Below are 10,866 nucleotides of genomic sequence, written 5' to 3'. Positions count from 1 at the left end.
AAGGCGGAGGAGGGAGTCGATGCGGAGCATCGGCGACCGACGACAACGCGGCGAGGCGCGGTGCCAGACGCCGCGAGCCCGGCCTGATCGACAAGACACCCCCTAGGGCCTGCGGGCCGGGGCGCCCTGGTGCGAACAGGGCGCCTTACGACCGTATGCGCGGGGCCTACTTGAAGAACGCGATGCCGTCGTCCGGCATGTCGTCCGGCAGGGCCTTCGCCCAGCGCTCGACCTCTTCCGGGGTGACGGCCTTCTTCAGCTGGGCGGACATGTAGGGGCGCAGCTCGACCTCGGGGGTCTGCTTCTCGCCGACCCACATGAGGTCGCTCTTGACGTAGCCGTAGAGGCGCTTGCCGCCGGTGTACGGCGGGGCCTCGGGGGTGCGGGCCACGGCGTCGGTGGCCAGCTCGATCTGGGGCTTCTTGTCGGCCATCTCGCCGTACCAGATCTCGACCACGCCGTCGTCGCGGGTCATCGTGACGGTGACCTTGCGGTCGGCGTCGATGCGCCAGAAGCCGGCCTCGGACTCCAGCGGGCGGACCTTGTTGCCCTCCTTGTCGAGGACCCAGGTGCGGGACTGGTACTCGAGGAAGTCCCGGCCGTCGTGGGTGAAGCTCACCTCCTGGCCGAAGTTGCACTTCTCCGAACCGGGGAAGTCGTGGACACCGGCGCCCACCCAGTTGCCCAGCAGAAAGGCGAGGGGGACGAGGTCCTTGTGCAGGTCAGACGGGATCTCGATCATGAGCGGCCGTTCCTGGTCGGTTCCTTGCGGCGGGTCAGCGCTGGCCCTGGTACAGCTTCTTCACGGTCAGTCCGGCGAAGGCGAGAACGCCGACGCAGACCAGGACCAGCAGCAGTTCGAAGAAGATCTCCACGGAATGTGCTCCTTGAAGCGGAAGTGGGCGTACGACAGAGCCGGGGCCAGCTTACGCGGCCGGGCCCCGGCTCTCCTGGCGAGGTGGGTTCTCAGGCGAGCAGCTCGCTCTGGAGCGTCACGGTCTGCCAGAACGGGATGCTCGCGGCGCCGCCCTCACGGGTCTGCGTGATCATCGCGACGGTGTCCCCCGCGCCGAGGTACGCCATCCTCAACTGCTCCTTCCCGTAGGGCTTGGCCTCGGCGAAGTCGACGAGCGAGACGCCGTTCACCCGGGCCTCCGGGAAGGGCTCCTCCAGGGCGTACGCGTCGGCTTCGGCGATCCGGTACCGGGGCTCCGCGTAACCGGTGAACTGCCGGCCCAGCACGTCCTCGGCGACGGCGGCCGTGTCGAACTGGAGCAGGTAGATCCGGGTGTGCGTGCCGTCGGGGGTGGTCCAGCCACGGGCCGCGATGTGCCGCAGGCCGTTGTCGACGAGCATCTGACGCACGTCCGGCCGGCTCTCCCCGGTGTACGGCGCCATGAAGTCCTTCGTCGTCACCCAGCCGTCGTCGCCCTTCAGCCCGGGGTCCGGGATGGCGCCGTGCGGCGCGGGCAGCACCAGGGCGCGCAGGTCGGCGTAGTGCGCGCCCGCCTTGTTCGAGGGGGCGAGCGGGCCGGGGCTGCCCGACGGCAGCGGGGGCCTGACCAGCTCCGGGTAGTCCCAGCGGCCGTCGGAGCGGGTGGCGAGTCCGGGTACGTCGGTGCGGTCCATCAGGGTGATCCCGTACGCCGTGCCGGTCCCGACCACCGCGAACACGAAAGCGGCGGCCGCCCAGCGGAGAGTCGCGCGCAGACGGGGGCGGGGGGTGGCGGGCCGGACGGGCAGGGGCGTCGGCTGCCGCTCGGCCCGCTCGTCGGTGGTCGGCGGGGTCTGCTGGTCGGTCATACGGCCTCACCGGGGTCCTTGATGCGGTCGAACTGGGAGCGGATCATCTCCGCGGCCGCCTTGCGGTCGAGCGGGGCGGCGCCGTGCACCGAGGCGGAGACGTCCACGTCACCGACCTGGCCGGCGCACAGCATCGCGTCGATGTCGCCGTGGAGTCCGACCGGGGGCAGGAAGCACGCGGCGTCGCGCTCGTGGCCCTTGATCTCGGGGCCCTTCCGCAGGAACTTCAGGGCGTCGCGGAGGGCGGCGGCCGAGCGGGACGTACCGGGGTGCGGCCGCTGGGTGAGCACGATCTGCACGGTGAAGACGGCGTCCCCGCCGTCCGGGTCCGCGCCGCTCACGTAGGTGCGCATCGCCATGCCCTTGAGCGGGTCCTTCTCGTACCGCTCCTCCATCAGCCGCCGCTCTGAGCGGGGCAGGTCCTGGTACGACCGCTTCCGCAGCTCCTCGGCCTGCCGCCCGGACAGCGCCACGTCCGACCCGAACTCGTCCATGTCCGGCCCGCGCCTGTAGGTCTCCCCGTACGGCAGCAACATCCCCCGAAGCCCGCCCGGCGCCGCCGCGGCCTTCTCCTTGACGGCCTCGGGGAACCGCCACACGGGCCTCCCGGCCTCACGATCCGCTGCGCCGACGACGACGGCGGTGACGGTCACGCCCGCGAGGGTGATGAGGGCCAGGGCGGAGGCGCCGAGGACGCGGGCGAGACGGCGGGGCGGTGTCCCCTCCGGGACGGCGGACGGGGTGGGAGCGTCACCCTGCGGGGGCAGAGGGAGCGCCTCTGAGCCCTCGGGGGCTTCGGGAGCTTCCTCGGCGTCTGCCGCACCCTCCTCAGGAACCTCCGGGCCGTCCGGCTCCGGGTTCGGCGGGGTCTCCTCGACGCTTGGTACGCCCGCGCCGGGCGTCTCCCGGAGCTCCGCGCTCTCCGGGACGGACATCGTCTCCTTCTCCTCGTTCACAGCCGCTCCATCTGCCGCTTGGCCAGGTCCTGGATCACGGTCGCGGGGATCGGCTTCGTGTCGTACATCCAGATCTCCATGGCGATGTCGCCGCGCCAGGCGTGCGCCTCGGCCTCGTAGACCGAGACGCCGTACTCGGTCGTGGGGCGGTCGTGGACGTAGGAGACGCCGTCGCCCGTGCCGGGGACGGGCCAACTGCGGGTGCGGGCTTCCCGCTCGGCCCAGTAGCGGCCCTCTTCGGCCGAGGCGGCGGCGCTCTTGGCCTCCTCCTGGCGGTACTGGACCAGACGGATCTCCACCGAGCGCTGTCCCTGCAGCCAGCCGGTGTCGGCGGCACGGCGGAACTGGTCCTGGACCAGCGTCTCGAAGGCCGCCTTCGGCTCGCTGAACTCGCCCGCGTAGGCGGTCAGGCTCAGCCAGCCGTCCGCACCCCCCACGTCCGCGTTGTCGCGGGCGCCCGCCGGCTTGGGCAGCAGCAGCCGGCGCAGGTCGCCGTTCACCTTGACCTGGCGGTCCCGCGCGGCGGACAGCGGCTCGGGAGCCTCACCCCGGGACTGCGCGAGCCTCGGCTGCGACAGCGAGGGCAGCTCGCCGGGCTCACGGGCGGCCTGGACCAGATAGCCCGCGCAGGTCCCGGCGATCAGCCCGAGCGCGACGGCACAGATCAGGAGCCGGGCGGTACGGCTCCGGGGCCGGGGCTCCACGGCCTCCTCGCCACCACCGACCGGTCTTTCGGATACGTCCAACGCGTCCCCTCCCAGAACAGGAAGCACGGGTTCCGTCACCCACACCTCACAGGAGACTCATGACATGTCCATGGAGTTGCGGGCAACCGGATTACGCTTCAGTCATGGCGAAGAAGCTCGTGATCAAGGTGACCGCGGGGGCCGACGCCCCCGAACGCTGCTCCCAGGCCTTCACCGTGGCGGCCGTGGCCGTCGCCAGCGGGGTCGAGGTGTCGTTGTGGCTCACCGGGGAGTCCTCGTGGTTCGCGCTGCCGGGGCGGGCCGCCGAGTTCGAGCTGCCGCATGCCGCGCCGCTGCCGGAGCTGCTGGACGGGATTCTCGCGGGGGGCCGCGTCACGCTGTGCACGCAGTGCGCCGCCCGCCGGGACATCACGGAGAAGGACGTGCTGGAGGGCGTACGCATCGCGGGCGCGCAGGTCTTCGTGCAGGAGATCATGGCCGCAGACACGCAGGCCCTCGTCTACTGATCACTCCCCTGCCAGAATCGGCGGATGCTGAGGCTGGGGACGATCGTGATGGGGGCCGCCGACGTGCGGCGGGCCGCGGAGTTCTGGGCAGGGGCCCTGGGGTACGTCCCGCGCGACGGCGACGTGTCCGACGACTGGACGGTGCTGGTCCCCGCGGGCGGCGGACCGGGGCCCGGCATCGCGCTCGGGCTCAGCACCTCACCCGTGCGGGACCGCCCGAGGGTCCACCTCGACCTGTACGCCGCCGACGCCGCCGAGCAGCGGGCGGAGATCGCCCGGCTGCTCTCCCTGGGCGCCGAGCCGGTCGACTGGGACCTCTACCCCGAGGACCCCGACTTCGTCGTCCTCGCCGACCCCGAGGGCAACCGCTTCTGCGTCATCGACGAGGCCCACGGCCAGGACCCGCAAAGAACCCCCGAGGAAACCCCCTAGGGAATCCCTAGGGCCGCGGCCCCTTCTTCCGGCCGTCGTTCCTGCCGTCGTTCCTGCCGTCCAGCTCGTCCCACCACTCGTCGGACTGGGGGTCGCCGGAGGGGGCGTCCCACCAGCGGTCCTCGGGGCCGCGCCGGTTGGCGACCATCGCGGCCACCGGGGGGATCACCATGGCGAACAGGCACATACCGACGGCCGCCGGGACGGACCAGATGCGGACGACCGCCCAAGCCAGGACGAAGATGACGACGCAGACCCCCATCATCACGAAGTACCAGCGCCGCCGCCGTGCGTACATGAGTCCAGGGTAGGACCGGAACGCCCGAAGGGCCGCGCTCCGGGTGTCCAACCCGTGGAGCGCGGCCCTCAGAGCCGTCGAGGAGCCGTCAGTGAGCCCTCAGGTTCCGCTCAGACCGCGATCGCGACCTCCGCGAGGCCGCCCGGCTGGGCGACGACCGTGCGGTCGGCGGTGCCGCCGGGCACCAGGGCGCGGACGGTCCACGTGCCCTCGGCCGCGTAGAAGCGGAACTGCCCCGTGGCGGAGGTGGGGACCTCCGCGGTGAACTCGCCCGTCGAGTCCAGCAGGCGGACGTAGCCCGTCACCGGCTCGCCGTCACGTGTCACCTGGCCCTGGATCGTGGTCTCACCGGGCTTGATCGTCGAGGCGTCCGGGCCGCCGGCCTTCGCTCCGCACATGTCTTTCTCCGTAAGGGGTCTGACCGGAAGGCCGGTCGGGTCGGACTTTGGTCTGTCGACGCCCCGAAGGGTGCCGCTGTCCCGCGAGGGGGACCTACTTGTTCGCGCCCAGCTCGATCGGCACGCCGACCAGCGAGCCGTACTCGGTCCAGGAACCGTCGTAGTTCTTGACGTTCTCGACGCCGAGCAGCTCGTGCAGCACGAACCAGGTCAGGGCCGAGCGCTCGCCGATGCGGCAGTAGGCGATGGTGTCCTTGGCGAGGTCCACGGCCTCGGCCGCGTACAGCTCCTTCAGCTCCTCGTCGGACTTGAAGGTGCCGTCGTCGTTGGCGTTCTTGGACCACGGGATGTTGCGCGCGCTGGGCACGTGGCCCGGGCGCTGCGACTGCTCCTGCGGCAGGTGGGCCGGGGCGAGCAGCTTGCCGGAGAACTCGTCGGGCGAGCGCACGTCGACCAGGTTCTGGGTGCCGATGGCCGCCACCACGTCGTCACGGAAGGCGCGCAGCGCGAGGTTCTGCGGCTTGGCCCGGTACTCCGTCTTGGCGCGCTCGGGCACCTCGTCACCGGCGACCAGCTCGCGGGCGTCCAGCTCCCACTTCTTGCGGCCGCCGTCGAGGAGCTTGACGTTCTCGTGGCCGTAGAGCTTGAAGTACCAGTAGGCGTACGAGGCGAACCAGTTGTTGTTGCCGCCGTAGAGGATCACCGTCGTGTCGTTGGCGATGCCCTTGTCCGACAGGAGCTTCTCGAAGCCCTCCTGGTCGATGAAGTCGCGGCGGACCGGGTCCTGGAGGTCCTTGGTCCAGTCGATGCGGATCGCGTTCTTGATGTGGTTCTTGTCGTACGCGGACGTGTCCTCGTCCACCTCGACGATGGCGATGGACGGGTCGTCCAGGTGCTCCTGCACCCAGTCGGCCTCGACCAGTACGTCGCTGCGGCTCATGCTCTTTCTCCTCCGGGGCAGTCACGGTGGCGTGCGGTGAGAGGGGTGCGCGCGCACGGGGGTACGACGGCGCACGGATGCCCTACCAGCAGGGCGGCCGAGAGATGCGGAAGCGCGCGGACTTCCGCTCAGAAGGGGCGACAGAGCATGGCGGCAACGCGGCACAGGTCAACTGCCCGCCGCTTGGTGAGATCCGCCTGTCGCTTCATGCCGTCGATCGTAAGGAGGTCCGGGCGGGCATGTCACCGCCGTGTCGGATAGTGAGACGCGATCGTCCGCATGTCGGAAGAGTAGGGGAACGAAGAAGCGCCCGGCGCCCGGTTCCGGGCCCACGGGCGCTCTGGAGCGTTCGTCATATCTACGGTACGGACATCGGCGTCTCGCCAGTCGGACGGCCGGGGCGGCGGGCGGCGCGCGCCGTCTGCCTCCTACCCCGCCCGCCCCGCTCTCATCCGCCCCGCCCTCATCCGCCCAGCTTGACGTCGGTCCCCTTCACCGTGATCTTCAGCCCGTCCGGGGTGGCCCGCACCTGGTCCAGCTGCACTCCGCCGGGCAGCCGGTTGATGGCCTGGCGGAAGTCGGTGACGGAACGGATCTGGCTCTCCCCGATGCTGAGGGCGCCGAGCTTCGGCAGCCCGTCCGCCGTGATCTTCAGCTGGTTGCCCTCCACCGCGAGGGAACTCTTCAGATAGACCGGCTTGGGCAGCACGGAGACCTTGAAGGCGACCTTCAGCTTGCCGTCGCCGCCGTAGGACAGGCCCGCCACCTGGGCGGTGAAGACACCGAGGTTGGTCGGCTCGGTCTTCGCGGCCTTCATCAGCTCGTCGTAGGAGATCGTCGCGGTGCCGGTCGCCCGGGCGGCGGTGGCGGAGCTGTAGTCGCCGGAGAAGCGGACGTCCTGCATGTCGGCACGGAGGTCGTCGATGCGGATCGAGGCACCGTTGGCCGCGGCGGGCGTGGTGAAGCCCTTGATCCCGATCTCCACGTCGTCCAGGGAACCCCCGGCCACCTGGGTCAGGAACGGGAAGCCCTTGATGTCCACATCCGGTGTCTGCGACAGGTTCTCCCGCGCCTTCACCTTGTCCGCGACCTCGCCCTGGGCGAAGTGCACCGCCACCCGGTCCGCGATGACGAACAGCCCGCCCAGAATCACGACGAGAACGATGAGTATTCGCAGGGCACGCATGTTTTCCCCAGGAGTCGGCAGACGCTTCGGCGCCGTCACGGTAGCCCGCGCGGCCCCGTCCCAGGCGCATTGTTGATCACCTGTGACAGGGCCGCGCGGGGACTGCGGCTTTTCGCGTGGTTCCCGCCCTCCCTTTTCGGAAACACGGGCCGGAAATCGCCGTAGGAGCGTGCCGTAGGGCGTGCCGTAGGGGACGTGCCGTAGGAGGCGTCCCGTAGGGGATTAACCCAGCGCGCGCCCGAGCATCCAGACCACCGGCCCGGCGGCCGCCAGGGGGAGGGCGACGCCCGCGGTGAAGTGGACGAAGCGGGAGGGGTAGTCGTAGCTCGCGGCGCGGTGGCCGATCAGCGCGCAGACGGCGGCGGCCGCGCCCAGGACGGCGCCGTTGGTGCCGAGACCGTTCATGCCGCCGACGGCGTAGCCCGCGCCCGCGGCGGCGAGCAGGGAGATCACCACGGAGACCGGGGTCGGCAGGGGCAGCGCGCGGACCACGGCGGCGACCGCGACGGCCGCCGCGCCGACGGAGACCGCGTCGGCGGTGGCACCCAGGTAGCCGGTGGCGAGGATCGTGAGGGCCGAGGAGGCCACGGTCGCCATCAGGCCGTACATCCGCTCGTCCGGCGAGGCGTGCGAACGGAGCTGGAGGACGAGGGAGAGGATCACCCAGACGGCGAGCGGGCCGATGATCGCGGCGGGCGCGTGGTCGCGGCCCGCGGCCAGCACCGCCACGTCCGCGACGAGCCCGCCGAGGAACGCGAGCGCGATGCCCTGCCGGGCGGGCCACATGCCGTTGAGCCGGAACCAGCCCGCCGCCGTCACCGCCTGGAGCACCACCAGCGGCACGACCAGGGCGTACGAGCCGAGCGGCGCCGCTACCGCGAGCAGCGCCCCGAGCACGGCGGTGAGCAGCGCGGGCTGCATCCCGGGCTCGATGATCGGGGACCGGCCCTCCAGACGGGCCCGCTGCGCGTCGGTGACGCGGGCGTTCCCGGCGACGGTGGCGGGACCGTAACCGGCGCCGGCCTCCGGGGCGGCGGCCTGCGGGGTCTCCGGGACCTGCTGCGGCTCGGGCACCGGCTGCGGACGCACCCCGGTCGCCATCGGCTGGTACGGCTGCTGGGGCGCCTGGGCCTGCGGGTACGGCTGGTACGCAGCCTGCTGCGGATACGGCTGCTGCTGCGCCTGCGCGGGGTCGTACGCCTGGTACGGCTGCTGGGCCTGCTGCGGGTGCTGGGCCTGCGGCTGCGGGTATCCCGCCCCGGCCGTCCCGGTCTCGGGGAGCTGCGCGTGGTTCCGGGTGTCCCAGGTGGGCCCCTCCCACTGCTGGGTCCGCTCGGGGTCGTACCCGGTGTAGGGGTCGTACTGATCGCTGCTCAACGCCTCATCCTCCTGCGAACGGCGGGAGCACCTCGACCGTGCCGCCCTCGGCCAGCCGTACCGTCTCATGCGCGCGTGTCCCGACGGGAGCGCCGTCGACGAGGAAGGCGCACCGGCGCAGTACGGTCGCCAGCTCGCCGGGGTGGCGCTCGCGCACGGCGGCCAGCGCCTCGGCGAGTGTGGCCGCGTCGTACGGCTCGTCGGCGACGCCTGCCGCGGCCTTGGCCGCCGCCCAGTAGCGCACCGTGACCTGGGGCATCTCGTTCCTCAATCGACGGTCAGGAAAGAAAAAATCAAGACGGTGGTGCTCAGGCTAGTGCGTCCGGGCGCGGACCCACTCCCCGATCCGGGCCAGCAGGGCGTCGTCCGCCGCGTGCTCGGCGTGGCCCATGTCCGGCTCCAGCCAGAGTTCGCCGTGGTCACCGGCCGCCTCGGCGAGCATCCGGGGGTGGTCGAGCGGGAAGTAGGCGTCGCTGTCGCCGTGCACGACCAGCAGCGGGGCGGGGGCGATCCGGGCGGCGGCCTCGACCGGGGAGAGCGGGATGGGGCTCCAGTCGCGGTGGTGGATGCGGGTGTGGAAGCCGTAGCGGCCGACCAGGCGGCCGGTCGGCCGGGTCACCAGCCAGTGCAGACGGCGCATGGGGGCGGTGCCCCGGTAGTACCAGCGGGCGGGCGCGCTGACCGAGACCACCGCGTCCACCGCGCCGGGGTGGAGCGCCGCGTGGCGCAGCACCACCGAGCCGCCCATGGAGAAGCCGACGGTCACCACGCGCGCGTGCCCGAAGCCGCGCGCCCACGCCACGGCCGCCGCGAGGTCCAGGACCTCCTTGTCGCCGACGGTGGAACGGCCCCCGGAGGCGCCGTGCCCCCGGAAGGAGAAGGTGACGACGGCGCCGTACGCGGCGAGGGCCCGCGCGATCCGCCGCACGTGCGGCCGGTCGGCGTCGCCGGTGAAGCCGTGCGCGACGACGAGGACGACGTCGGAGGCGCCGGCCGTGTCGTGAGGCGTGTCGTGATCGGTGGATTCCGCCGGTGATCCGCTTTCCGGAAGCGTTTCGTATACGGTCACGCCCGGTTCGTATACGGAATCGATCGGAATTCCGTCGTCCGTGCGCAGAAACGTCCGGATAGGGGCACGTCTGCCTGTCTCGGAATTCGGACGAACGGTGGAACGTGCCGCATGACCTGCCGGACGGTTGCTCATGTGGGCTATTCTGCTGGGCAGAGGACTCGGGCAGCGCAGCCCCCGGGTCCTTTTGTGCTTTCGGTAGCGTTGTATACGAAGCGGGAGACCGCCGGGTGTACGGGGCCCCCGGGATCGCAGAGCAGTGCCGCACCGCACACGTCCTCGCAGGGACCGAGGAGGAACCAGACGTATGAGTTCTCTGCTGCTCCTGACCAACGCCCTCCAGCCGTCGACGGAGGTGCTCCCCGCCCTCGGCCTGCTGCTGCACAACGTGCGCGTGGCCCCGGCGGAGGGACCGGCCCTGGTCGACACCCCGGGCGCCGACGTCATCCTCGTCGACGGCCGCCGCGACCTCCCCCAGGTGCGCAGCCTGTGTCAGCTGCTGCGCTCCACCGGGCCCGGCTGTCCGCTCGTCCTGGTCGTCACCGAGGGCGGCCTCGCGGCCGTCACCGCCGACTGGGGCATCGACGACGTCCTGCTCGACACGGCGGGGCCCGCCGAGGTCGAAGCGCGCATCCGGCTCGCCCAGGGCCGCCAGCAGCTCGTCCACGACGACTCCCCCATGGAGATCCGCAACGGCGACCTCTCCGTGGACGAGGCCACCTACTCCGCCAAGCTCAAGGGCCGGGTCCTGGACCTGACCTTCAAGGAGTTCGAGCTGCTCAAGTACCTCGCGCAGCACCCGGGCCGCGTCTTCACCCGCGCCCAGCTGCTCCAGGAGGTCTGGGGCTACGACTACTTCGGCGGCACCCGCACCGTGGACGTCCACGTACGGCGGCTGCGGGCCAAGCTCGGCGTCGAACACGAGTCGCTGATCGGCACCGTGCGCAACGTGGGCTACCGCTTCGTCACCCCGGAGAAGGGCGAGCGGGGCACCGAGGAGGCCAAGGCCAAGCGGGAGCGCGCCAGGACGGCCGACGCGGACGCCTCCGCCGCCGCGCGCGAGGGAGCGGAGATCACGGCCGAGGCGTAGGGCCTCCGGCCGAAGCGGGAGACCTCCGGCCGAGGTGGGAGACCGCGCGCCGATGAGGTGAGCCCACCCGCCGATGCCTGAGGCCGCCCGGCGCCCGCCGGGCG

14 protein-coding genes are annotated in these 10,866 nt (G+C 71.8%); 3 read left to right on the top strand and 11 right to left on the bottom strand.

Annotation, left to right across the window (positions count from 1 at the left end):
• Positions 1-166: 166 nt before the first annotated feature.
• The 4 genes from GTW40_RS20700 to GTW40_RS20685 form a co-directional block, all read right to left on the bottom strand.
• Positions 167-742, bottom strand: coding sequence for an FABP family protein (locus GTW40_RS20700; RefSeq protein WP_161181692.1), 576 nt, complete (start codon positions 740-742; stop codon positions 167-169).
• A 224-nt stretch (positions 743-966) separates the two neighbouring features.
• Positions 967-1,803: a hypothetical protein gene (locus tag GTW40_RS20695; RefSeq protein ID WP_161181691.1), complete on the bottom strand. Its 837-nt coding sequence runs from the start codon at positions 1,801-1,803 to the stop codon at positions 967-969.
• Positions 1,800-2,759 carry a hypothetical protein gene (locus GTW40_RS20690; protein ID WP_161181690.1) on the bottom strand — a complete coding sequence of 320 codons (960 nt, stop codon included), beginning with the start codon at positions 2,757-2,759 and terminating at the stop codon, positions 1,800-1,802. Before GTW40_RS20690 ends, GTW40_RS20695 begins: the two co-directional genes overlap by 4 nt.
• Complete coding sequence (locus GTW40_RS20685) at positions 2,756-3,505, bottom strand: hypothetical protein (RefSeq protein ID WP_161181689.1); 750 nt, start codon at positions 3,503-3,505, stop codon at positions 2,756-2,758. The genes GTW40_RS20690 and GTW40_RS20685 overlap by 4 nt, the downstream gene beginning before the upstream one ends.
• Before the next feature lie 104 nt (positions 3,506-3,609).
• On the opposite strand from GTW40_RS20685, the gene GTW40_RS20680 reads away from it, so the two are divergent.
• Together GTW40_RS20680 and GTW40_RS20675 are read left to right on the top strand one after the other, a co-directional pair.
• The gene (locus GTW40_RS20680; protein WP_161181688.1) at positions 3,610-3,972 is read left to right on the top strand and encodes a DsrE family protein; all 363 of its coding nucleotides are present in this window, start codon (positions 3,610-3,612) and stop codon (positions 3,970-3,972) included.
• A gap of 24 nt (positions 3,973-3,996) precedes the next feature.
• A complete protein-coding gene (locus GTW40_RS20675) occupies positions 3,997-4,404 on the top strand; it encodes a VOC family protein (protein WP_161181687.1) in 408 nt (135 codons plus the stop codon).
• 7 nt (positions 4,405-4,411) lie between these two features.
• On the opposite strand, the gene GTW40_RS20670 is transcribed toward GTW40_RS20675, so the two are convergent.
• From GTW40_RS20670 to GTW40_RS20640, 7 genes are all read right to left on the bottom strand, one after another.
• Positions 4,412-4,702, bottom strand: coding sequence for a DUF3099 domain-containing protein (locus GTW40_RS20670; RefSeq protein ID WP_161181686.1), 291 nt, complete (start codon positions 4,700-4,702; stop codon positions 4,412-4,414).
• A 110-nt stretch (positions 4,703-4,812) separates the two neighbouring features.
• On the bottom strand, positions 4,813-5,100 hold the full coding sequence (locus GTW40_RS20665; protein ID WP_031183962.1) for a DUF1416 domain-containing protein: 288 nt from the start codon (positions 5,098-5,100) through the stop codon (positions 4,813-4,815).
• A 94-nt stretch (positions 5,101-5,194) separates the two neighbouring features.
• A complete protein-coding gene (locus GTW40_RS20660; protein ID WP_161181685.1) occupies positions 5,195-6,040 on the bottom strand; it encodes a sulfurtransferase in 846 nt (281 codons plus the stop codon).
• Positions 6,041-6,503: 463 nt separating this feature from the next.
• A complete protein-coding gene (locus GTW40_RS20655; RefSeq protein WP_161181684.1) occupies positions 6,504-7,226 on the bottom strand; it encodes a DUF2993 domain-containing protein in 723 nt (240 codons plus the stop codon).
• A gap of 222 nt (positions 7,227-7,448) precedes the next feature.
• Positions 7,449-8,603 carry a hypothetical protein gene (locus tag GTW40_RS20650; RefSeq protein WP_161181683.1) on the bottom strand — a complete coding sequence of 385 codons (1,155 nt, stop codon included), beginning with the start codon at positions 8,601-8,603 and terminating at the stop codon, positions 7,449-7,451.
• Positions 8,604-8,607: 4 nt separating this feature from the next.
• Positions 8,608-8,862 (bottom strand): MoaD/ThiS family protein, encoded by a 255-nt coding sequence (locus GTW40_RS20645; protein WP_161181682.1) that lies wholly within the window; start codon positions 8,860-8,862, stop codon positions 8,608-8,610.
• 54 nt (positions 8,863-8,916) lie between these two features.
• A complete protein-coding gene (locus GTW40_RS20640; RefSeq protein WP_161181681.1) occupies positions 8,917-9,807 on the bottom strand; it encodes an alpha/beta fold hydrolase in 891 nt (296 codons plus the stop codon).
• Positions 9,808-9,979: 172 nt separating this feature from the next.
• Between GTW40_RS20640 and GTW40_RS20635 the strand changes: the two genes are divergently transcribed.
• Positions 9,980-10,762: a response regulator transcription factor gene (locus GTW40_RS20635; RefSeq protein WP_161181680.1), complete on the top strand. Its 783-nt coding sequence runs from the start codon at positions 9,980-9,982 to the stop codon at positions 10,760-10,762.
• Positions 10,763-10,866 lie beyond the last annotated feature (104 nt).

The sequence above is a fragment of the Streptomyces sp. SID4985 genome, assembly GCF_009863025.1.
Taxonomy (GTDB): domain Bacteria; phylum Actinomycetota; class Actinomycetes; order Streptomycetales; family Streptomycetaceae; genus Streptomyces.
This window is presented reverse-complemented; position numbering and strand designations above follow the sequence as displayed.

Bases quoted from the DNA above. Each gene is read 5' to 3' on its own strand.
- GTW40_RS20700 (WP_161181692.1), bottom strand. From the start codon at position 742: ATGATCGAGATCCCGTCTGACCTGCACAAGGACCTCGTCCCCCTCGCC.
- GTW40_RS20695 (WP_161181691.1), bottom strand. From the start codon at position 1,803: ATGACCGACCAGCAGACCCCGCCGACCACCGACGAGCGGGCCGAGCGG.
- GTW40_RS20680 (WP_161181688.1), top strand. From the start codon at position 3,610: ATGGCGAAGAAGCTCGTGATCAAGGTGACCGCGGGGGCCGACGCCCCC.
- GTW40_RS20675 (WP_161181687.1), top strand. From the start codon at position 3,997: ATGCTGAGGCTGGGGACGATCGTGATGGGGGCCGCCGACGTGCGGCGG.
- GTW40_RS20670 (WP_161181686.1), bottom strand. From the start codon at position 4,702: ATGTACGCACGGCGGCGGCGCTGGTACTTCGTGATGATGGGGGTCTGC.
- GTW40_RS20665 (WP_031183962.1), bottom strand. From the start codon at position 5,100: ATGTGCGGAGCGAAGGCCGGCGGCCCGGACGCCTCGACGATCAAGCCC.
- GTW40_RS20660 (WP_161181685.1), bottom strand. From the start codon at position 6,040: ATGAGCCGCAGCGACGTACTGGTCGAGGCCGACTGGGTGCAGGAGCAC.
- GTW40_RS20655 (WP_161181684.1), bottom strand. From the start codon at position 7,226: ATGCGTGCCCTGCGAATACTCATCGTTCTCGTCGTGATTCTGGGCGGG.
- GTW40_RS20645 (WP_161181682.1), bottom strand. From the start codon at position 8,862: ATGCCCCAGGTCACGGTGCGCTACTGGGCGGCGGCCAAGGCCGCGGCA.
- GTW40_RS20640 (WP_161181681.1), bottom strand. From the start codon at position 9,807: ATGAGCAACCGTCCGGCAGGTCATGCGGCACGTTCCACCGTTCGTCCG.
- GTW40_RS20635 (WP_161181680.1), top strand. From the start codon at position 9,980: ATGAGTTCTCTGCTGCTCCTGACCAACGCCCTCCAGCCGTCGACGGAG.